This is a genomic window from Streptomyces sp. V4I2, assembly GCF_030817655.1.
GTDB classification, from domain to species: Bacteria; Actinomycetota; Actinomycetes; order Streptomycetales; family Streptomycetaceae; genus Streptomyces; species Streptomyces plumbiresistens.
Window position 1 is genome coordinate 795,068 of sequence record NZ_JAUSZM010000003.1, and the last position, 19,999, is coordinate 815,066.

Annotated in this window: 20 protein-coding genes; 10 read left to right on the top strand and 10 right to left on the bottom strand. The window is 70.4% G+C overall.

Annotated elements, in window-relative coordinates; translation table 11 throughout:
* The first annotated feature begins 146 nt into the window (after nt 1-146).
* Nucleotides 147-1,055 carry an amidohydrolase family protein gene (locus QFZ76_RS04575; protein WP_307672467.1) on the top strand — a complete coding sequence of 303 codons (909 nt, stop codon included), beginning with the start codon at nt 147-149 and terminating at the stop codon, nt 1,053-1,055.
* On the opposite strand, the gene QFZ76_RS04580 is transcribed toward QFZ76_RS04575, so the two are convergent.
* Entirely contained in the window at nt 1,014-2,228 is a 1,215-nt protein-coding gene (locus QFZ76_RS04580) for a transposase (RefSeq protein WP_307672468.1), read from the bottom strand. The genes QFZ76_RS04575 and QFZ76_RS04580 overlap by 42 nt on opposite strands.
* 52 nt (nt 2,229-2,280) lie before the next feature.
* Here QFZ76_RS04580 and tnpA point away from each other — a divergent pair, with 52 nt between their 5' ends.
* The 3 genes from tnpA (at nt 2,281) to QFZ76_RS04595 (ending at nt 3,824) form a co-directional block, all read left to right on the top strand.
* Nucleotides 2,281-2,709: an IS200/IS605 family transposase gene (gene tnpA, locus QFZ76_RS04585; protein WP_307672469.1), complete on the top strand. Its 429-nt coding sequence runs from the start codon at nt 2,281-2,283 to the stop codon at nt 2,707-2,709.
* A gap of 104 nt (nt 2,710-2,813) precedes the next feature.
* On the top strand, nt 2,814-3,230 hold the full coding sequence (locus tag QFZ76_RS04590; protein WP_307672470.1) for a hypothetical protein: 417 nt from the start codon (nt 2,814-2,816) through the stop codon (nt 3,228-3,230).
* A 255-nt stretch (nt 3,231-3,485) separates the two neighbouring features.
* On the top strand, nt 3,486-3,824 hold the full coding sequence (locus QFZ76_RS04595; protein ID WP_307672471.1) for a carboxymuconolactone decarboxylase family protein: 339 nt from the start codon (nt 3,486-3,488) through the stop codon (nt 3,822-3,824).
* Here QFZ76_RS04595 and QFZ76_RS04600 read toward each other — a convergent pair.
* Both QFZ76_RS04600 and QFZ76_RS04605 read right to left on the bottom strand, forming a co-directional pair.
* Nucleotides 3,742-5,037 (bottom strand): MFS transporter, encoded by a 1,296-nt coding sequence (locus tag QFZ76_RS04600; protein ID WP_307672472.1) that lies wholly within the window; start codon nt 5,035-5,037, stop codon nt 3,742-3,744. The two genes, QFZ76_RS04595 and QFZ76_RS04600, sit on opposite strands and share 83 nt — an antisense overlap.
* 48 nt (nt 5,038-5,085) lie before the next feature.
* The gene (locus QFZ76_RS04605; RefSeq protein WP_307672473.1) at nt 5,086-6,054 is read right to left on the bottom strand and encodes a helix-turn-helix domain-containing protein; all 969 of its coding nucleotides are present in this window, start codon (nt 6,052-6,054) and stop codon (nt 5,086-5,088) included.
* 102 nt (nt 6,055-6,156) lie between these two features.
* On the opposite strand from QFZ76_RS04605, the gene QFZ76_RS04610 reads away from it, so the two are divergent.
* Complete coding sequence (locus QFZ76_RS04610; protein ID WP_307672474.1) at nt 6,157-7,188, top strand: trans-acting enoyl reductase family protein; 1,032 nt, start codon at nt 6,157-6,159, stop codon at nt 7,186-7,188.
* 32 nt (nt 7,189-7,220) lie between these two features.
* On the opposite strand, the gene QFZ76_RS04615 is transcribed toward QFZ76_RS04610, so the two are convergent.
* From QFZ76_RS04615 to QFZ76_RS04625, 3 genes are all read right to left on the bottom strand, one after another.
* Nucleotides 7,221-7,868: a DUF6629 family protein gene (locus tag QFZ76_RS04615; protein ID WP_307672475.1), complete on the bottom strand. Its 648-nt coding sequence runs from the start codon at nt 7,866-7,868 to the stop codon at nt 7,221-7,223.
* A 117-nt stretch (nt 7,869-7,985) separates the two neighbouring features.
* Nucleotides 7,986-8,990, bottom strand: a complete 1,005-nt coding sequence (locus QFZ76_RS04620) for an MASE1 domain-containing protein (protein ID WP_307672476.1) — start codon at nt 8,988-8,990, stop codon at nt 7,986-7,988.
* A 51-nt stretch (nt 8,991-9,041) separates the two neighbouring features.
* Nucleotides 9,042-9,872, bottom strand: a complete 831-nt coding sequence (locus QFZ76_RS04625) for a PP2C family protein-serine/threonine phosphatase (protein ID WP_307672477.1) — start codon at nt 9,870-9,872, stop codon at nt 9,042-9,044.
* A 171-nt stretch (nt 9,873-10,043) separates the two neighbouring features.
* Between QFZ76_RS04625 and QFZ76_RS04630 the strand changes: the two genes are divergently transcribed.
* Nucleotides 10,044-10,601 carry a DUF2269 domain-containing protein gene (locus QFZ76_RS04630; RefSeq protein ID WP_307672478.1) on the top strand — a complete coding sequence of 186 codons (558 nt, stop codon included), beginning with the start codon at nt 10,044-10,046 and terminating at the stop codon, nt 10,599-10,601.
* Here QFZ76_RS04630 and QFZ76_RS04635 read toward each other — a convergent pair.
* On the bottom strand, nt 10,574-11,212 hold the full coding sequence (locus QFZ76_RS04635) for a class I SAM-dependent methyltransferase (protein ID WP_307672479.1): 639 nt from the start codon (nt 11,210-11,212) through the stop codon (nt 10,574-10,576). The genes QFZ76_RS04630 and QFZ76_RS04635 overlap by 28 nt on opposite strands.
* Before the next feature lie 198 nt (nt 11,213-11,410).
* Here QFZ76_RS04635 and QFZ76_RS04640 point away from each other — a divergent pair, with 198 nt between their 5' ends.
* From QFZ76_RS04640 to efeB, 3 genes are all read left to right on the top strand, one after another.
* Nucleotides 11,411-12,802, top strand: coding sequence for a Tat pathway signal sequence domain protein (locus QFZ76_RS04640; RefSeq protein WP_307672480.1), 1,392 nt, complete (start codon nt 11,411-11,413; stop codon nt 12,800-12,802).
* Nucleotides 12,803-13,047: 245 nt separating this feature from the next.
* The gene (gene efeU / locus QFZ76_RS04645; RefSeq protein WP_307672481.1) at nt 13,048-15,117 is read left to right on the top strand and encodes an iron uptake transporter permease EfeU; all 2,070 of its coding nucleotides are present in this window, start codon (nt 13,048-13,050) and stop codon (nt 15,115-15,117) included.
* 64 nt (nt 15,118-15,181) lie between these two features.
* Nucleotides 15,182-16,471, top strand: coding sequence for an iron uptake transporter deferrochelatase/peroxidase subunit (efeB, locus tag QFZ76_RS04650; RefSeq protein ID WP_307672482.1), 1,290 nt, complete (start codon nt 15,182-15,184; stop codon nt 16,469-16,471).
* Between the two features lie 229 nt (nt 16,472-16,700).
* Here efeB and QFZ76_RS04655 read toward each other — a convergent pair whose 3' ends face one another.
* Together QFZ76_RS04655 and QFZ76_RS04660 are read right to left on the bottom strand one after the other, a co-directional pair.
* Nucleotides 16,701-17,420: a DUF6766 family protein gene (locus QFZ76_RS04655; protein WP_307672483.1), complete on the bottom strand. Its 720-nt coding sequence runs from the start codon at nt 17,418-17,420 to the stop codon at nt 16,701-16,703.
* A gap of 83 nt (nt 17,421-17,503) precedes the next feature.
* Nucleotides 17,504-17,911 carry a hypothetical protein gene (locus QFZ76_RS04660; RefSeq protein ID WP_307672484.1) on the bottom strand — a complete coding sequence of 136 codons (408 nt, stop codon included), beginning with the start codon at nt 17,909-17,911 and terminating at the stop codon, nt 17,504-17,506.
* 168 nt (nt 17,912-18,079) lie between these two features.
* On the opposite strand from QFZ76_RS04660, the gene QFZ76_RS04665 reads away from it, so the two are divergent.
* Nucleotides 18,080-19,180: an acyltransferase family protein gene (locus tag QFZ76_RS04665; protein ID WP_307672485.1), complete on the top strand. Its 1,101-nt coding sequence runs from the start codon at nt 18,080-18,082 to the stop codon at nt 19,178-19,180.
* On the opposite strand, the gene QFZ76_RS04670 is transcribed toward QFZ76_RS04665, so the two are convergent.
* Entirely contained in the window at nt 19,181-19,999 is an 819-nt protein-coding gene (locus QFZ76_RS04670; protein ID WP_307672486.1) for a hypothetical protein, read from the bottom strand. It lies immediately after the preceding gene.

Sequence of the window (19,999 nt, forward strand, 5' to 3'; positions counted from 1 at the left end):
ACCCCCGAACGGCACAGGACATTAGATGCACTGAATCGTTGACTAGACCGCACGGTACAGGTAACTACACCAATCACCCGGGGGCACGTTCTGGAACGAACGACGAGGTTCGGAAAGAGGTAAGCCCTGTGTTCAAAGAGTTTGTCGTGTCCGGCGACTCGCACATCATCGAGCCGGTCGATCTTTTCAAGACCCGCCTGCCCAAGCTTCTTCGCGAACGGGCCCTCCGGGAAGAGGAGTTCACGCTCGAGGAGCCGATCGTGGAGGGCGGGCACACCGAGTTCAAGAAGCTGCACACCATCGGGTACGACGGCTGGACCATTTCCAAGTACCGTCAGTTCGGCGGGGAGACCCCGGACGGCGAGCCCGAGCACATCATCCGGGACATGAACCTCGACGGCGTCGACGCCTCGGTGATATTCCCCAACCTGTCGCTGTTCGTCCTGTTCACCGACGACCACGAATTGTCGATGGCGCACGCACGCGTATGGAACGACTACATCGTCGAGCGGTTCCTCCCGTACAAGGACCGGCTGCGCCCGACAGCGGCGATCCCCATGACAGACATCCCCGAGGCCGTCGCCGAGATCGAGCGGTGCGCGCGCCTCGGCCTGGGCGCGATCCTGATCCCGGAGACCCCGCCCGTGCCGTACGCCTCCCGCCTGTACGACCCGGTGTGGGCGGCCGCTCAGGCGAACGGGATGCCGGTGTTCATCCACGTCGCCACCGGCGGGGTGAAGACCAAGGAAGACACGTCGGAGACGGCGATGACCGTCCGGAGCATGATGACGGCCGTCAACACGGGCAAGGGCCAGTTGACCGACGACATGGTGTCGGGCCGGCTCCAGCAGTCCGCGGCCGGGTTCGCCAACCCACAGCGCATCATCGCCGACCTCGTCGGCGGCGGTGTCTGCGAACGGTACCCGAACCTGCATTTCAACCTGATCGAGTTCAGCGCCGGCTGGCTGGTCTCCTACGTGACTCCTCCCCCGGCTGAGGCCGGGGGCTTCTCGTTACGCTGGGTTGGCGTCGCGACGGACCAGCCCGGCCCGTAGAACGTTGGTGGCTGCCACTGTGTCGGCGTGGGCGGTGTGGCCGCATGCGACGCAGTGGAACTTTTCCTGTGTGGGCCGGTTCTCCTTGGCGGTGTGCCCGCATCCGGGGCAGGTGCGGGAGGTGTTGCGGGGGTCCACGGCGATCACTTCCCGTCCGGCGCTTTCAGCCTTGGCGTGCAGGATCGTCAGGAACACCCCCCAACCGGCATCGTTGATCGACTTGTTGAGCCCGGCCTTCGCCGCTGCCCCGTTGGGCAAGAACACGCCCGGCTGGTCCGGGTCGGGTTTCGGCGTGGGGGCCTTGCTCATGTTGCGGATCTTGAGGTCTTCGTGCGCGATGAAATCGTGCGCGCGGACCAGGCCGAGGGCGGTCTTGTGGGCGTGGTCGAGGCGCTGACGCCGTACCTTGCCGTGGAGCTGGGCGACCTTGTCCACGGCCCGCTGGTGGTTGGCGGTGCGGTCCTTGGCCTTGCGGCGCGGGAACCGGGACAGCGCCTGCTGCGCTGCCTGGAGCTTCTCGGCCGCACGGCGGCCCTGGCGTGGGTTGGGCACGAACTCGCCGCTTGAGTCGGCGAGGAAGTTCGCGATGCCCAGGTCGATCCCGACCACGCTGCCGGTCGCGGGCAGCGGTTCGGGCTGGTCCTGTCCGGCGGTGAGCACGACGAACCACTTACGGCCCTCGCGCTTGACCGACACGGTCCTGACCCGGCCGGCCACCGGGCGGTGCTGGTTGACCCTGACATGGCCGACGCCCTGGAAGCGGACGCGGGTGAGGGGGTCGTGCGGGGTGGAGTCCCACCGGCAGCCGTCCCCCTCCTTCGGGAAGTCCACCGTGTCGAACCAGTTCACCCCGCGAAAGCGCGGGTAGCCGGGCGTCTCACCGGACGTGACCCGGCGGAAGAACGCGGCGAACGCCTTGTCGAGACGGCGCAGGGTGGCCTGCTGCGAGGAGAACGACCAGCGGCCCTGACGCTCCGGATCCAACGCCCGGATCTCCTTGAGCTGCGCGGACTGCATCCCGTATTTGACGCTGGTCTTCGAGACGTGCCGCCAGGCGTCGCGGCGTTCCTGCAACGCACCGTTGTAGAGGGAACAGTGGTCCCGCAGCATCTCGCCGAGCGCCTGTTCCTGGCGGACGGTGGGCCGCAGGAGGAACTTGTACGCACGGATCAACTCAGCCCACCCCCCTCCGGTCGAGTCCGCTTGATCCTACTACACTTGGCGCATGTCACCACGCTGGGAACCAGATCCCGATATCAGACGGGGAAACCACGTCGTCTACAACCTCCACGCACATTTGGTGTTCGTCACCAGGTACCGGAGTGAGGTCTTCAACGGCGAGATGCTGACACGCTGCGAGGAGATCATGCGCGACGTGTGCGAGAGCTTCGGCGCCCAGCTGCGGGAGTTCAACGGCGAAGGCGATCACGTCCACCTGCTCGTGCACTACCCGCCGAAAATCGCCCTGTCCAAGCTGGTCAACTCCCTCAAGGGCGTCAGTTCGCGATACCTGCGGGCGGAGTACACCGGCCGGATCAACCGGATCGGGACAGGCTCGGTGTTCTGGTCCCCGTCCTACTTCGCCGCGTCCTGCGGCGGCGCACCCCTGAGCATCGTCAAGGACTACATCGAGAACCAGAAGCGCCCAGCCTGACCGTCACCACCCAGGCGCAGAGATCTCCGCCGCTTCGCGCCTCCGGGCCGAGGATCGCATTCCCGCCCGGCCTGAAGGCCCCGATTCCCTGCGAAGATCAAGGGATGGACAAGTCCTTCCGGACCGGTATCGGCCAGGACCTCGACTGGTGGCTCGGGTTCTGGGACGACAACCGCTCGCCGAAGGAGCAGTCGGCCATGGGGCTGCTGTTCACCATCAACGACAAGTGGCCCTACCCCCTCAAGCCCAGCGAGTACATCCGGCGCCAGATCCACGTCCAGTTCGCGGACGACCCCACGGCCGTCAAGGCCCGCCACATCACCGGGGTGTCGACGATCATGTGGGGCAACGACTACCCCCACGCCGAGGGCACCTTCCGCAGCAGCGCCGACTGCATCGCGTACAACTTCGACGACACGGTGTCCGACGAGGACCGCGCCGCCATCCTGGGCGGCACGCTGGCCGACGTCGTGGGCTTCGACAAGAGCAAGAAGCTGGCTCCGGTCTCGGAGGACGCCTGAGGCCCGACCGAGCCGCGGGCCGGGCCCGGAGCGAGATCGCTCCGGGCCCGGCATCCATCTCACAACGCATGGAACGGGAGTCACGTGAGAGCCAAGGCGGTCAAGGGATCCCCTGCGGCTGAGTCAGAGGCTGTGTCCGAGTCCGAGTCCGAGTCCGAGTCCGATGGTGCACAGCCCGCCCCTCCTTCCGCCGAAACTGCCGGAACTGCCGAAACCGGCGGCGGATCCGATCTGCGAACCGCGGGTCTCAAGGCCTTGCGCGAGTTGTTGCCGGGCGTGTTCCCCGAGGGGGACGACATCGACCTCCGGGACGGTCGCCTCGGCGAGGAACTCGTCGAGATCGGCGTCACCAGTGTGTTCGGCGCGCTGTGGGCGCGCGACGGGCTCAGCCGCCGTGACCGCAGCCTGGTCACGCTGGGCATCCTCATCGCCCTCGGCGCGGAGAGCGAGCCGGCGACCCACGTCCGGATCGCGCTGACCAACGGCCTGACCGAGGACGAGCTCGCCGAGGTCATCTACCACGCCACGGGCTACGCCGGTTTCCCCCGGGCGGTGGCGGCCCGCACGGCCGCGCGCGAGGCGCTGGGCCAGTAGCGCCGACCGCCGGCACGGCGCGGGCCCGGACCACGTAGGGCCGGGAGACGACCGTGGCGGCAAGGGAGACCGCGGCAAGGACGGTCACCGCAGTGCCGGCAGTGAGGTACTGGGCGACGCCGCCGGCGATCGCGGCACCGATGCCCTGCCAGGTCATCCGGCCGGCGGACTCGACGCCCTGGACCTGGCCACGGACCGGATCGGGGGTCAGCGCGAGAAGCTGCTCCTGCAGGGGCAGGGTGGCGGCGTATCCGGCACTGGCGACGAACACCGCGGCCGTCGCCACCACCATGGGCGGATGGAGTGCGAAGACCAGGTACGGGGCGGCGAGCAGCAACCGCAGGGCGAAGGCGCAGCGGCGTCTCTGGTGGGCGGTGAGCAGTCGTCCGATGGCCAGGTCCCCGAGGAGCATGCCTGCCGATCCGGCGGCGAGGAGAGCGCCTGCGTGTCCCGGGGCGTAGGAGATGAACAGAGCCGCGCAGCCGACGATCAGCCCGTTGGGCACCCACAGGTTCAGCAGCAGCGCCCGTCGGCCGGGGTGGGAGAAGAGCGCGATGTTCGTCGTCCAGGTCTGACGCAGTCCGGGGCGACAGGTCGGACGGATCGAGTGCTCCCGAACGGTCGTCGCCACCACGACCGACCCGAGTCCGGTCAGGGCCGCGGCGACGAGGAAGACCTCGTGCGGGCCGAGGTGCCGCAGCAGCACGGCACCGACGGCATAGCCGAGGACGGCCATGCCTCCCGAGGTGATGTTCATGAGCGAACGTGCCAGGGCATAGGTGGAGGTCGGTACGACCTCGGCGATCAGCCCCATCCGCGTGCCCGTGCCCAGGGACTGGAAGAATCCCAGTACCAGGAGCAGACCGAACCGGGCGGCCAACGGCAGCCCCGGAACCGCCTGCGCGGCGACGCCCCCCAGTGAGACCCCCTGGAGCGCGACGAGGGTCCGGCGAGGACGGCGCCCGTCCGCGACCGACATCAGCGTCAAGGCACCGAGCACCGTCGCGAAGGTGGCGCCGTACATGCTCACGGCCGTCAGGAACGGCGAACCGGTCTGGTGGTCGACCAGGGTGCCGAGCGCGAAACCCGACAAGGTGGTCGCGGCGACCGTCAGTGTGAAGCTGATGTACAGGCCTGCGAACTCGCTGGTGCGGAGCAGGACGCGGTAGCTGGAAGGGGGCGGCGCGGCGGGCGCCGACGTGTCGGAAGGCATGAAAAAAGCCTCCGCACGCACCGGTTGGGGCGCCGAAGGCCAACGCGCTCATTCTAACAGTCGAGACGGGCCCGAGTCGGACCGTGAGCGGAACGTGCGGCGGTAGGTGTCCGGGGGCACGCCCACGGTGCGGTTGAAGTGACGGCGCAGCGTGGTGGAAGTGCCCATGCCGGTGGCCGTCGCGATGGCGGCGACACCGTCGTCGGTGCTCTCCAGCAACTCCTGGGCGCGGCGGATCCGCTGGGTCAGCAGCCACTGCAGCGGGGTGGTGCCGGTGGCCGCCCTGAAGTGGCGGCCCAGGTTGCGTGAGCTCATCCGTGCCTGGCGGGCCAGGTCCTCCACGGTCAGCGGCTGGTCGAGGCGTTCCATCACCCACGGGAACAGGGCGGCGAGCGGGCGGTCGTCCCGGGCGGGCACCGGGGTGGTGACGAACTGGGCCTGGCCGCCGGCCCGGTGCGGCGCCACGACCAGGCGGCGCGCGACGGCGTTGGCGGTCGCCGAGCCGTGGTCGAGGCGGACGAGGTGCAGGCACAGATCCAGCGCGGCGGCCTTGCCGGCGGAGGTGAGCACGCTGCCGTTGTCGGCGTAGAGCACGTCCGGGTCGACCCGCACCTCGGGGTAGCGGGCGGCCAGGGCATCGGTGTGCGCCCAGTGCGTGGTCGCGCGCCTCCCGTCCAGCAGGCCCGCGGCGGCCAGCACGAACGCGCCGGTGCACAGAGAGGCCACGCGCGCGCCCGCCGCGTGGGCCGCGCGCACCGCGTCGACCAGGTCGGCGGGCGGGTCCTCGTCGACGTCCGCCCAGCCGGGGACGATCACGGTGTCGGCGCGCCGGAGCCGGTCGAGCCCGGCGTCGGGTTCCAGCAGGAACCGTCCGACCCGCACGGCGTCCGTCCCGCAGAGGGCGATGTCGTACCAGGGGGCGGTCACGCCGGCCGGGGCGGCGCCGAACACCTCGTACGCCACGGACAGTTCGAAGTGGAGCATTCCGTCGGTGACGGCCAGTGCGACAGTGCCCATGTCCGGAATTGTACGGGGCGTGGCGTTCCAGACACTCACAGCGGACCGCGCTCCCTCTGCCAGGATGTGCGCACTAGATCATTTCGATCAGGGGGAGACGTCATGGGATCAGGGCACAGAGTCGCGGTGTTCGGCGCGTACGGGCACACCGGGCGGTTCGTGGTGGCGCAGCTGCGGGATCGCGGGTTCGTCCCGGTTCTCTCCGGCCGCGACGCCGGCAAGCTGCGGGCGCTGGCGGCGTCCGAGCCCGGCCTCGACGCCCGGCCGGCGTCGGTGGCCGACCCGGCCTCGCTCGACCGCGCACTGGCCGGCACCTCGGCCGTGATCAACTGTGCCGGGCCCTTCGGCACGACCGCAGCCCCCGTGATCGAGGCGGCACTGCGGGCCCGGATCCCGTACGTGGATGTGGCGGCCGAGATCGAGGCCAATGCCGACACGTTCGCGCACTTCGCGGACCGTGCCCGCGCCGCGGGAGCGGTGATCGTCCCCGCGATGGCCTTCTACGGCGGCCTCGGCGACCTGTTGGCCACCGCGGCGATGGGCGACTGGACGACGGCCGACGAGGCGCACATCGCGTACGGGCTGAACAGTTGGCACCCCACCGCCGGGACGCGCGCCGCGAGCAAGGCCGTCCAGGAGCGGCGCAACGGCCGACGGGTCCGCTACACGAACGGGCGGCTGGAGTACCACACCGACGAGCTGCCCACCCTGGAGTGGCCCTTCCCGGAGCCGATGGGCACCCGGGCCGTCCTCGGGGAGTTCACGATGGCCGATGTCGTCACCATCCCCAGCCACCTGTCCATCCCCGAGGTGCGCACGTACATGACGGTCGAGGCGGCCAAGGACGTGTCGGCCCCCGACACGCCGACGCCGGCCGCGGTCGACGAGCGTGGGCGGTCCGCACAGACCTTCCTCGTCGACGTCGTCGTGCGCTCCGGCGGCGCCGAACGGCGCGCTGTGGCCAGGGGCCAGGACATTTACGCGGTCACCGCGCCGCTCGCGGTGGAAGCGGTGCACCGCATCCTCGCGGGGCAGACCAAGGCGGTCGGGGTGGCGTCCGCCGGCGAGATCTTCGACGCTCCCGACCTCCTGCGCGCACTGTCCGCGCACATTTCCCTGGAACTGCGTCAGTAGGGGACAGCCCGCCGGCGGCCGCAGGTGCGGCGTCAGCGGGCTCCGGCCGGGCTGTGGGGCGTCTTCGAGGGGGTCGGCCGTGCACGTACCCATCCGAGCAGCACCACTGAGCACACCGCCGCGAACGCGCACCAGGTCGAGACGAACTCCAGCCGCCACAGGGCCCAGCAGGCCACTGCGCCGACGGTGACCAGAATCCCCAGCACCAGCAGCCGCCGGTCGCCGGACAGCAGCAGCGAGCCCACGGTGGCCAGCAGGTAGCCCGCGACCAGGAGCTCCGGATGGGAGAGGCCGACCGCATAGCCGACGGTGCGGCCGCGGATCTCGGCCGTCACCGGTCCGGTGGCAAGGCCGTGGGCAAGTATCGCGGCAGTCGCGGACCCGACTGCGAGCAGGAGGATCAGCCGCGGCCGGGCGTGCGGCGGGGCGGCACACAGGACGCCCGCAGGCACCCACACCGCCAGCAGGGGCAGCGCGATGACGGCCCAGAGGACGGTGGCCGGTCCGCTGCCCCCGTCCGAGGCCCAGACCACCGACTCGGCGATCTGGTGGGCCCCGAGCAGCAGCGGCAGTGCGGCCAGCGGCAGGTCTCCGATGCTGCGCACCCGCGCCACGCAGGCCGCCCCGACGCCCGCGACACCGACGCCCGCCACGAGGTCGGCCGTCGCACTCCAACACATCACGCCACCATAGGGTCGACCGTCGTGCGGATCCGTCCTGCTGTGCGGGTCACGCTACGTCCCGCTCTCACCCGGCAGGGCGGATGACACGAGGGCCGCGTCTCAGTCCCCTCGGGCTCACTGCTGGTGGCGCAGTCCCTCGGCGTCCCGCGGTGGCCGACTGCGGGGAGAGTCGCCCGCGGTGAGGTGTTCCAGGACCTCCACCAGGTCCTGGCAGGCCTTTTCCACCGAGCGTCTGGTGTTGCGCTGCTCGGTGATGACGGCTGACAGCAGCAGCGCCGTCAGGGCCATGGAGCCGTTGAACGCCTGGAGCTTGAACATCACTTCCATATGCGACAGCCCTTCGAAGGGACCGCTCTGGTCCGTCGCCGCGATGGTGGCAGCTGTGGAGGCGAGGAGGGCGCACAGAATGCTGCCCGCCAACTGGAAGCGCAGGGCGGCCAGGATCAGCAGCGGATAGACGAGGAACAGCAGGCTGAGGCCGCTGTACGTGGCCAGCGGTACGAGGCCGCAGGCGATGAGGGCCAGCCCCGAGGCTTCCTTCCATCGGGACACGCGCGGTGGCAGGCGTGCTGTGTGGAGCAGCAGCAGGATGGGGGTGACGATCAGGACGCCCATCGCGTCGCCCACCCACCAGGCCAGCCAGACGGGCCAGAAACTGGACGCGTCGAGCTTGTCCAGGAGGACGAGAAGCCCCGCGCCGGCGGTCGCGCTGATCAGCATGCTGGCAAGGGCTCCCAGGAACACCAGCGCGACGCCGTCCCGCAGTCGGCTGAGGTCCGTCCGGAACCCGACCCGGCGCAGCATCAGGTACGCGCAGACCGGTGCCGCGGTGTTGCCCGCCAGTGTTCCGAGCACAGCGGGCTGCAGTGTGGTGATGGACGTGATCACGAACAGCACACCCAGAGTGATTCCGAGCAGGGACCGCAGCCCGAAGATCAGCAGGCAGGCCACCGCGACGCCCGTGGGGGGCCAAATGGGTGTGACCACGGCACCCTGGACGACGAGCTCACGCACGAGGCCCAGCCGCCCCGCCGCGAAGTAGCAGGCGGCGACCGCCAGCGTCTGGACGGCGAAGAGGGCAGGCCGACGCAGATCCTGGATACCCACCACAGCAGCCATCAGATACCGACGCCGCCCGGCCTGCGAGCCGAGAGACGCGGCCCTGCCCGCCTACCGCCGGACGTCGGGTGCGTCGTGGCCGACGACCAGTACGGCCGCGTCGTCCTCGTGTCCCACCCACTCGGCGCCCTTGATCACGGCGGCGGCGAGCGAGCCGGCGTCCATGCCCGCCACGGCGGCGATGCCCGCGAGCCGCACCACCTGGTCGAGCCCCTCGTCGACGTTCAGCAAGGGCCCCTCCACCACGCCGTCCGTCAGCAGGACGAACACTCCACCCGTGCTGAGCCGGTACCGGGTCACCGGGTAGTCCTGCCCCTCCTGGATGCCCAGCGGCGGCCCCCCTTCGTCCTCGGCGATACCGGACTTGCCGTCCGCGGTGGCCCAGACGCAGGGGATGTGTCCCGCCCGGGCGCTCTCCAGCACCCCGGTGGACGGGTCGAGCCGCATGAACGTGCAGGTCGCGAACAGGTCGGTGCCGAGGGACAGGAGCAGCTCGTTCGTTCGGGACAGGAGTTCGCCCGGCTCGCTCGTGACGGAGGCGAGCGCGCGCAGTCCGACCCGGACCTGTCCCATGAACGCGGCGGCCTCGATGTTGTGGCCCTGCACATCACCGATGGACAGCCCGATGCACCCGTCGAGCATCCTGAAGGCGTCGTACCAGTCGCCCCCTACGTTGAGACCGTGAAAGGCGGGTGAGTACTGGACAGCCAGGTGGAACCCGGGGGCGACAGGCAGGTCTCCGGGAAGCATGCCGCGCTGCAGGGCGACGGCCAGCTCGACCAGGGACCGCTGGAGCTCGGCTCGCTCACGCGCCTGAGCGGTCAGCGTCCCGAGCCGGGCGAGCAGTTCGTCACCGTCGTCGTTTGAGGGCTTGCGGGACATCGACCACTCCGGAAGGTTAGCGTCCCTATGAGTATAAAAACCTATTTGACCCATTAGGGTGGCTCGGAGCCACTCGGGCCCACCGCGGGCTCGGCGTACGCCGGGACGAGTACGCGCGGTTACTCCCGCCGCCGGACGTCCTCGCCGCTCGTACCCGGCACCGTGTTCCAGGTGAAACTCAGCCGCCCCGCACGCCGGGCCTCCCTCGTCGTCCATGTCGCCGCCTCCGCCGGCTGGCTCGGGCTCACGCTCGGGCTGCTCGCACTCGGGATCACCGCGACCACCACCGGCTCCGCGGTGACCGTGGAAGCCTCCGTCAGAGCCATGAAGCTCTTCGCCGACTGGCTGCTGCTCCCCCTCGCCTTCCTGACCCTCCTCAGCGGCCTGGTGCTCTCCCTGGGCACCCCGTGGGGACTGGCGAAGCACCGCTGGGTCTGCACGAAGTTCTGGCTCACCCTGGCCACAACCACCGCCACGGTCTTCGCACTGCGCCCCGGGGTGAACTCCGCGGTGTCGGCCGTCGCCGCGGGCGGGCCGCTGCCCGATGCCGGCGACGTCCTGTTCGGGCCGGTCGTCTCGCTGTCCGCCTACCTCTTCATGACGGTGCTCTCGGTCCTGAAGCCCTGGGGCCTGACCCGTCGTGGCCGGAACCTGCGTACGTCAGCCCGCACGCCCGCCGGGTCCGTGCCCCGTGACGCGGGTCAGATGTCCGCCACGAGGAGCCGGTAGCCGACATCGATGGCGTCGAGGACCAGCAGCTCGGCGTGGCGCTCGTGCCAGCGGCCCGTGGCCAGGTCGTCGGCGAGTGCTGCCAGGCCGGGCGCGAGGGCGTCCTCTCCGGTCTGGGCGAGCATGGAGATACCGGCCCGCACCCGTGGGTCGAGGTAGGCACGGGGGCGCCGCCAGTACGCCGCACCGAACCCGTCCGTGCAGTCGTGCGGGACGGGGACGGTTTCCTGACGCGCCCCGCCGAGCAGGGCGACCAACCGGCCGATCGGGACGGCACGGGTGTCGTCGAAGGCGGCGGCCCGCGGGAGATAGTCGCGTACGAGCCAGAACCGCTCGCGGAAGATCTGCTGGTCCCACGTCAGGACGACGACGCGGCGCCGCGCGACCCGGCGGAGTTCGGCGATTCCGGCCGCCAGGTCGGTCCAGTGGTGGATGGTGAGCAGCGCCATGACGGCGTCGGCGGCGTCGTCGCACAGTGGGAGACGCTCAGCGACCGCGCGTACGGCCGGCGCGGAACGGGGCGGGCGCTGGGCGAGCATGACGTGACTGGGCTCGACGGCGAGGACCGTCCGCGGCGGCTCGTAGGCGCCGAGCGTGTCATAGACGGCCATGCCTGCCAGTATGCCCAGCCGGGCCCCGGCAGCGGGGCGCTTCGTGTGAGGCTGTACTCCTTCCCTCCGCCCCCAATTGGCGCGCATGACACAGGCGTTGACCAGGATCTGACGCAACAGCACAATGAGGGCGCGCGTGTGAGAGCGCTCTCAGTGCCTCCATGTCATTCGCTTCGCCCCACACCTTCGAGGAGACCAATGACCGGCAGCCCAGGCCCGGGACTCAGCCGCCGTGCGCTCATCGGGACCGGGCTCGGTGTCGGCGCCGCGGTCTTCACCGCGGCCGGCTCCGGCGCGGCCCTGGCCGCGGAAGGCTCGTCCGTTGGCGCCGGCTCCGCGCAGCGCCGGGCGTACGCCTTCCTCGCCGCCGCCATGGACGCCTATCCGGACCACGGCACCGTCCGGCTGGCCCAGAGCTACACCGACCAGGCCGGTCTGTTCAGCACGGCGTTCACCTACGACAACGCCCTCGTGATCCTGGCCGCGCTCGCCTCCCGCACCACGGACGGCCGCTCCAGAGCCGTGGCCCTCGGCGACGCGCTTCTCTACGCCCAGGCCCATGACCCCGTGTACGACGACGGCAGGCTGCGCCAGGCCTACAACGTCGGGCCGTACACCTTCTACGACGGTTCGCCGCAGCCGGACGGCTTCGTGCGAGCGGACGGTACGGCCAACGTCGGAACGCAGTTCGGCTTCACCGGCACGGCCGTGGGTGACATGGCCTGGGCCGCCGTCGCGCTGGGCGCACTCGCCCGCCGGACCGGACAGCGCCGCTTCCTCACGGGTGCCGTGTGGATCGGTGAGTGGATCGAGCGGGTCGGCCGCACCGACGAACCCCTCGGCGGTTACAAGTTCGGGGTCAACGGGGCCGACGAGAAACTGCCCTTTACCTCGACCGAGCACAACACCGACCTGATCGGCCTCTTCGGACAGCTCGCCCGGCTCACCGGCGATTCGGTGTGGCTGCAGCGGCGGGCGCGCGCCAAGGCCTTCGTCATGAAGATGTGGGAGCCGTCCGGGGGCTTCTTCTACACCGGCACCAACGACGGTGTGACGATCAACAAGTCGCCGATCCCCGAGGACACCCAGACCTGGACTCAGCTCGCCCTGTCCTCCCCCGCCCATTCCGTGTCGCTGGACTGGGCCGCGACCGAACTGGCCGTTCTGGACACGGCCGACCGGCCCAACAGCTCCGTTCCCGCGGGTCAGTCCTACGAAGGCGTCACCTTCAGCTCGGCCGCCCTCCTGGCGAACGAGGACGCCCCGATCGCGGAGGGCCAGCCCAAGCCGAACCGCAACGGCGTGTGGTTCGAGGGGACGGCCCACCTCGCACTCGCCCTGCGGAACCGGCACGCCCGCGGAGACGAGACACGCGCCCGGCGGCTGATCGCCTCCATCGAGCGGGCCCAGGACCTCCTGGGCGGCGACCAGACCATCGGGAGCAAGGCGGTTGCCGAGAGGTCCGGAGTCGTCTCGGCGAGCAGCCCGCTCGACACCGGCTTCGGGTTCGGCTACTACCCCTACCGGCATGCGGGGGCCACGGCCTGGTACCTGCTGGCAGCGACACGCACCAACCCGCTGCGCGCCTGAACGAAGCGGTGGCACAGGCAGCACGACGGTCGAAATGTCGCGTTACGAGTAGCGCGTCCCGGCTTCCTACCGGACTCTTACTCGTCCCCCAACTCCCCTTCTGAGCTGCCCATTTGACCGGTCACCGGGAGCTGGGTGCCGCGAGATCCCATCGAGGGACCATCGTCATGGCTACTTAGGTTTGCCTACACTCAGCCCGCCCTGGCACGTGATCGTACCGGGGCGTGCCTGAGAGGAGTTCCCCGGTGTGGGACAACGCGCTCCCGAGCTTCCTGATCGGCCTGCGTGAGGGCCTGGAAGCCGGCCTGGTCGTCTCTGTTCTGGTGGCCACCCTCGTCCGCTCCGGCCACCGCTCCCGGCTGCCGCACGTGTGGACCGGGGTCCTCGCCGCGGTGGGGCTGTCGATGGGGTTCGGCGCGGTGCTGACGTTCACCTCGGCCGGCCTGTCCGGGCAGGCGCAGGAGGCGTTCAGCGGTGCGCTCAGCGTGGTCGCGGTCGCCTTCGTCACCGCCATGGTGTTCTGGATGCGCCGGTCAGCGCGGAGTTTCTCCGGTGAGATCAAGGAGAAGGTCACCGCGGCGCTGGGCATGGGCTCGGGCGTGCTGGTCGTCACCTCGTTCCTCGCCGTCGGCCGCGAGGGGCTGGAGACCGCCCTGTTCCTGTGGACCACGGGACAGACGGCCTGCGAGTCCGCCGGCCCGCTCGTCGGTGCGGGGGCGGGCCTGCTGCTGGCCACCGTCGTCTGCTGGGGCCTGTACCGGCGGGTGCTGCACCTCAACCTGACCCGGTTCTTCAACTACACCGGTGCCGCACTGATCGTGATCGCGTCCGGGGTGCTCGGCTACGGGTTGCGCGATCTGCAGGAGGGCGGAGTGCTGCCGGGGGCGACGGCGTACGCCTTCGACCTGTCGGCCGGCATCGATTCCGGCTCCTGGTACGCCACCTTGCTCAGCGGCACACTCAACCTGACGCCGCAGATGACGTGGCTTCAGGTGATGGCCTACGGCGCGTATCTCGTCGTGGTGATGACGCTGTTCGTCCGCGGAGTGCGCGGCACGGACGCGCCCGTCGCCGCCCCGCCCGTAGCGGCGGCGCCTGCCTCCGCGTCCGTGGCCGATCCGGCCGCCCCTCGTCCCGCCGCCGCCTGCGGGCGACGCCTGCCCCGGTGGGTCCTACCGGTGGCCGCGCTCGCCGCTCCCTCGCTGATCGCGGGCGTCCTGGTGGCGGTCGGCGACTCGAAGCCCGCCTCCGCGGCCACCGTCACCGTCTCCGCCGCGCACTGCGGCAAGGGATTCACCACGCCCAAGCCCGGACGGCAGTCCTTCCAGGTGCGCAACAGCGGCAGCCGTACCGTCGAGGCGTACCTGATCGACCCGGCCACGGCGGCCGTCTACGGCGAGGCCGAGGGCATCGCGCCCGGCACGACCCGCACCCTGATCGCCACGATCGGCGGCGGGAGTTACGCCTGGCGCTGCGTGCCGACCAGCGGGCAGGCCGTCACCTCCGCGGCGGTCCGGGTCACGGGCGGCGGCACGGTGAGAGCCGTACTGCCCGTCTCCGAGAAGGATCTCGCAGCGCCGCTCGCCTCCTACCGCGCTTACGTACAAAGGGGTCTGGCCCTCCTGCTGACCAGAACCCGGACCCTGCAAGACGACATCGAGGCCGGCCGGCTCGACCGGGCGCGCAGGGACTGGCTGCCCGCACACGAGCAGTACGCCTCGCTCGGCGCCGCCTACGGCACGTTCGGGGACTTCGACGCGGAGATCAACGGGACGACGGCCGGACTGCCCGACGGGGTGAAGGACTCCGGCTTCACCGGTTTCCACCGGGTCGAGTACGGCCTGTGGCACGGCGAGCCGGCCGGCTCGCTCGCCCGGGCCGCGCGGCAGCTCACCGCCGACGTGGCCGCCCTGCGGAAGGACTTCCCCCACCAGGACTTCGACCCGGGCGACCTGCCGCTGCGCACCCACGAGATCCTGGAGGGCACCCTCCAGCAGGAGCTGACCGGTGCCACCGAATACGGCAGCGGCACGGGTCTGGCGACCGCCGAGGCCGACATCAAGGGCACCCGGGAACTGCTCGGCCTCCTGCGCCCCCTGATCGACAAGCGTGACCCCAAGGTCTCCCCCGCGGTGGGCAGTTGGCTGCGCCGCACCGAGCGGCTGGTGCTCTCCGCCCGTCGCGGTGACGGGAGGTGGACGCCGGTCGGTGAACTCCCCGCCGCCACCCGCCAGAAGCTCGACGGCGCGATGGGTCAACTGCTGGAGGAACTCGCCCCGATTCCCGACCTGTTGGAGATCCGCAAGTCAGCCTGAACACCCTTGCGCCTCACCACCGCCGCACCGCCGCACGCCGCACCACCAGGAAAGGACCATCCCGATGACGCCCCAGCAGCCGGGCCCCGAAGGAGGTCACGAGGGTGTCCGCCCCGCGGGCCGTCGTACGTTCGTCAGGACCGCACTCGGAATCGGCGCGGCCGGAGCGGCGCTGGCCGGAGCCGGGTTCGCCGGTGCGGAGCTCACCGGCGGGCGTGCCGACGCGGCGGAAGGCGTCACCACGGACGGCGACAAGGTGCCGTTCCACGGCGTGCACCAGGCCGGGATCACCACCTTTCAGCAGACCGCCGCCGCCTTCGTCTCCTTCGACGTCGTCGCCGACAACCGCGCCGAACTCACCGACCTGCTGCGCACCCTCACCGCGCGGGCCCGGTTCCTGACCGCCGGCGGCACCCCCGAGGACCTGGGCGTGGGCGCGCCGCCGTCCGACAGCGGCATCCTCGGCCCGGACCTCCCGGCCGACGGTCTGACCGTCACCGTGGGCCTGGGTTCCTCGCTCTTCGACGACCGCTACGGTATCGCCGCCGCCAAGCCACGGCGCCTCACGCCGATGCGCACCTTCCCCAACGACGACCTCGACGCGGGCCAGTGCCACGGCGACCTGTCCCTCCAGATCTGCGCGGGCCACTCGGACACCGTGCTGCACGCGTTGCGTGACATCGCCCGGCACACCCGCGGCGCCATGCAGGTCAAGTGGCGTATCGACGGCTTCCAGAACCCCTCACGTCCGTCCGGCAGCCAACGCAACCTCCTCGGCTTCAAGGACGGCATCGTCAACCCCGACACCGCCTCCGCCCGCGAGATGAACAAGCTGGTCTGGGTCGCCGAGGCCGACGGTGAGCCGTCCTGGACGGTCGGTGGCAGCTACCAGGTGATCCGGATCATCCGGATGCGTGTCGAGTTCTGGGACCGGGTCTCGCTCACCGAGCAGGAGCAGATGATCGGCAGGCGGCGGGACACCGGCGCCCCGCTCGACGGTGCCCGGGAGACCGACGCGCCCCACTACGCCAAGGATCCGCACGGCCGGGCGATCCCGCTCGACGCCCACATCCGCCTCGCGAATCCGCGTACCGCGAAGTCGGACTCCTCACGCATCCTGCGCCGCGGCTACAACTACGACCGCGGCATCGACCAGGTCGGCGACCTCGACATGGGGCTGGTGTTCTGCTGCTACCAGCAGGACGTGGCCCGCCAGTTCGAGGCCACCCAGGAACGGCTCGTCGACGAACCCCTGGTCGACTACATCACTCCCACCGGCGGCGGGTACTTCTTCGCCCTCCCCGGCGTACGCGACCGATCCGACTGGCTCGGACGCGCCCTGCTGTACGGGTGAACACCGGGACCGGGCGAGGCACGCCCGGGCCGGTCCGCGGTTCGTCGCATCAACGGTCGGTTCGGCGAGCCGGCTCGCTGTTCGCGGTCGAAGGCGACGGGGTCGAAGGCCGGGTCGGCCATCGCGGTGTCCGGCGGCATGGTGAGGACGATGAATCGGGTACCGCCGGGCCGACGATCGTCGCGCAGGACCGCGCCGGCTTCGCGGTGAACTCCCCGCTGATTCCCTATCAGCCTTCCACGCCGGTGGCGCCATGGGCGGATCCGACCGGCTTCGACTCCGGTGAGCCTCGCTGCCTGAGGTAGATCGACAGCACCGCCATCGAGGCGACGGCCAGCAGTTCGGACTGCCAGTTCTGCAGCGTACGGTTCCAGAAGTCCGCGGCGCCCAGGTACTGGGACCAGCTGATCGGGGCCTGGAGCTGCCTCAACTGCTGTTCGTTGTAGGCGGCCACGCCGGTGATCGACTGGACCAGCCAGGACAGCAGGAAGATCGCCCCCATCACCAGCAGCAGAGAGTGCGAATAGACCGCGCGCCGCCATCCGCCGACCCGGGCCCATGCGGGCGCGCCCTCCTTGGCGTACTTGCCGACCAGTTGCTGCTTGTCGGACTCGGTGCCGCCCTTGTGCAGTTCCTTGGACTCCGGGGACCCCCGCTGCACCAGCCAGACGGTCACACCGATGAAGAGGAAGAACTGGAGATACTCCGACTGCCAGTTCTCCGCCACGTCGACCGCGAAGTCGGACGACGTCAGATACTCGGCGAGACTGATCGGCCGCAGCTGGTCGGCGACCAACTGGTTGTTGAAGTCGGCGTGCCCGGCGATCGCCTGCCCGGCCAGGGCCAGCAGGAACGTGACGGTGAAGAACAGGCCGAGCCCGTTGTCCCGCACGAAGCCCCGCAGGCCACGGTGTTCGGGGGGCGTGGTGCGGGACGAGTGCTGGGTCATCGCTGCATCAGTCCCACCGCGGCGAGGTAGGCGAGGCCGACCGCGATGATCAGGACGACCGTGGTGAACATGACTCTCATGGCTCACCCGCCCTTGACACGGCACTGGTAGGGCTGTTCCGGCCGCGGGCTGCACCCGGCGGCCACGACCTTCCACCCGGCGGCGAAACGGGAGAGGAACAGCGTGTCCGTGGCGAGCACCGCCCGCGCCTGGTTGCCGTAGACGTCCACCACGCGCACGGCACCACCCGAGGCCAGTGATTCCTCACTCAGCGCCTTCGCGCACGGGCTGCCGGCCGACTGCTCCAACTCCTCCACGGTTCCGGGCGCGAGGGCCGTGCACATGCGGCCGTACGCGCCCGCGGCGACCGCCTTCTCGAACGCGACCGCGGCGTCCCGCACCTCGTCGCGCCGCTCCGACACCGTGCCGCATGCGCTCACCGCGCCGGCAAGGACGACGGTGACGGCCACCCGGCCCGCTCGTCCGGTCATCCACGCACCTCCGCACCGGCACGCCAACCCGGCCTGCCACCGGCAGTAGACAGCAAAGTACATCCCCCGAACGGCTTCCACGCCCACCGTTACCCCACCCGGCCGACCTGGCCGTCTCAGTGGCGAACAAGGTGGTTTACATCCCGGAGAATTGGTGAGGCGCGCGGAATGCTGTCTTCCCCCACAACAGCCTTGACTCCAGTAACACGCGTCGGGAGCGCCCCCGCGCCGACGAAGCAGCGCGACTCGTTCTTCGACAACGCCAAGTACCTGGCGATCGTGCTGGTGGCGATGGGGCACGCCTGGGAGCCGCTGCGCTCCGACAGCCGCACCGTCACCGCGCTCTACACGCTCGTCTACGCCTTCCACATGCCGGCGTTCATCGTCATCTCGGGGTACTTCTCGCGTGGCTTCGACGCGAGCCCGGAGAAGATCAAGCGCCTGATCACCGGTGTGGTCGTCCCCTACGTCGTCTTCGAGACGGCGTACACGCTCTTCACGCGGTGGACCGACGACGTTCCGGACCGGCCGGTCACCCTGCTGGACCCGCTCTATCTGACGTGGTTCCTGGCGGCGCTGTTCATCTGGCGGCTGACCACGCCCCTTTGGAAGAGCGTGCGCCATCCGCTGCCGCTCGCGCTCGGCATCGCGGCGCTGGCGACGCTGTCACCGTCCATCGGCAGCGACCTCGACCTGCAGCGCACTCTGCAGTTCCTGCCGTACTTCGTGCTCGGTCTGTGCCTGAAGCCCGAGCACTTCCGGCTGGTACGGCGACGTGAGGCGCGCGTCCTGGCCGTGCCGGTCTTCGCGTGCGCTCTCGCCGTGGCGTACTGGGCCGTCCCGCGGATGGACTACGCCTGGTTCTTCCACCGTGCCAGTGCCCAGGAACTCGGTGTGCCCGCGTGGTACGGACCCCTCATGACGCTGGCTCTCTTCGGCTGCTCCCTGACTCTGGTCGCCTGTTTCCTCGCCTGGGTGCCCGGGCGCCGGACGTGGTTCACCGCGCTGGGCGCGGGCACGCTGTACGGCTATCTGCTGCACGGCTTCGTGGTCCAGGCCGCCAATCACTGGCACTGGTCCCGCCTCGACTGGACCCACCGGCCGCTCGGCGAGATCGCCGTCACCCTCGTCGCCGGCGCGGTCGTCACCGCGCTGTGCACCCCGCCCGTCCGCCGGGTCTTCCGAGGCGTGATGGAGCCGACGATGGCGTGGGCGTTCCGGCGGGATCCGAACGCAGGGGTCGCCCGGGCCCGCGCCGGGACGGGGTGATCACACCACGCCCGTCCTCACCTCCACGGAGAGGTCGTTGTCGACCGTGTAGTAGGGGCGCAGGACGGCGCCGTCGACCGTGGCCGTCGGGTAGACGTACACATCCTTGCGGTCTGCCACGTCGTCCAGGAGTCGGGCGATCCGGATGGCAGGTGCTTGTACGGCGGGCTCGACGAAGGCGTTCCAGACGCCGCTTTCGGTGCCCGTCGCTGCGGCCAGCTCGCCGTGGTCGACCGTGAAGGAGAAGCCTCGGCCGTCCTGTGCTACCTCAGGCTCCAGGGTGAGGACGGTGCCACTACTGCCCCGTCGGCGCAGGCGCACGACGGCGCCCTCCTGGAACGTGGCGCCGTGCAGACGTGCGTCGACGGTCATCGATCGGTCGGTGAGATCGAGGGCACCGACCTCCGCGTGGGCGGGGCGCAGCCAGGCCCGTACGGCGAGATAGCCGTCCAGGGTGGCGTACGGAATACGGACGGCCAGCGGAGTCTGCCGGTCAGGCGGGTGTCCGTCGACGAGGGTCCGCAGGTCGCGCGGGCCCGGACGCAGACGCTGCCGCCCGGAACCCGGTTCCGGGATCAGGTACACGTCCCAGCGGCCCTCCGTGAGAACGGGCTGCGGCCCGAGGACGACGCGTTGGCGACCGTCGTCGACGGGTTCCAGGTCGAGGAGGTGGAGGTCCTTCTCGGGCTGTCCCTTCTTCGGGCGCAGCCGCAGCAGCAGCTGCTGCCCCGGGGCCGAGCCCGGCGGGAGGTCGAAGGTGATCCGGCCGTCCGCATCCACCACGCAGGCAACGCGTGGCGGCTCCCTGTGCTGTTCCAC

Excerpts from the sequence above, each read along its gene's own strand:
- QFZ76_RS04600 (WP_307672472.1), bottom strand. The coding sequence starts at position 5,037 with ATGCCTTCCGACACGTCGGCGCCCGCCGCGCCGCCCCCTTCCAGCTAC.
- QFZ76_RS04655 (WP_307672483.1), bottom strand. The coding sequence starts at position 17,420 with ATGACCCAGCACTCGTCCCGCACCACGCCCCCCGAACACCGTGGCCTG.
- QFZ76_RS04615 (WP_307672475.1), bottom strand. The coding sequence starts at position 7,868 with ATGTGTTGGAGTGCGACGGCCGACCTCGTGGCGGGCGTCGGTGTCGCG.
- efeB (WP_307672482.1), top strand. The coding sequence starts at position 15,182 with ATGACGCCCCAGCAGCCGGGCCCCGAAGGAGGTCACGAGGGTGTCCGC.
- tnpA (WP_307672469.1), top strand. The coding sequence starts at position 2,281 with ATGTCACCACGCTGGGAACCAGATCCCGATATCAGACGGGGAAACCAC.
- QFZ76_RS04660 (WP_307672484.1), bottom strand. The coding sequence starts at position 17,911 with ATGACCGGACGAGCGGGCCGGGTGGCCGTCACCGTCGTCCTTGCCGGC.
- QFZ76_RS04620 (WP_307672476.1), bottom strand. The coding sequence starts at position 8,990 with ATGGCTGCTGTGGTGGGTATCCAGGATCTGCGTCGGCCTGCCCTCTTC.
- QFZ76_RS04605 (WP_307672473.1), bottom strand. The coding sequence starts at position 6,054 with ATGGGCACTGTCGCACTGGCCGTCACCGACGGAATGCTCCACTTCGAA.
- QFZ76_RS04665 (WP_307672485.1), top strand. The coding sequence starts at position 18,080 with ATGCTGTCTTCCCCCACAACAGCCTTGACTCCAGTAACACGCGTCGGG.
- QFZ76_RS04635 (WP_307672479.1), bottom strand. The coding sequence starts at position 11,212 with ATGGCCGTCTATGACACGCTCGGCGCCTACGAGCCGCCGCGGACGGTC.
- QFZ76_RS04625 (WP_307672477.1), bottom strand. The coding sequence starts at position 9,872 with ATGTCCCGCAAGCCCTCAAACGACGACGGTGACGAACTGCTCGCCCGG.
- QFZ76_RS04610 (WP_307672474.1), top strand. The coding sequence starts at position 6,157 with ATGGGATCAGGGCACAGAGTCGCGGTGTTCGGCGCGTACGGGCACACC.
- QFZ76_RS04640 (WP_307672480.1), top strand. The coding sequence starts at position 11,411 with ATGACCGGCAGCCCAGGCCCGGGACTCAGCCGCCGTGCGCTCATCGGG.
- QFZ76_RS04590 (WP_307672470.1), top strand. The coding sequence starts at position 2,814 with ATGGACAAGTCCTTCCGGACCGGTATCGGCCAGGACCTCGACTGGTGG.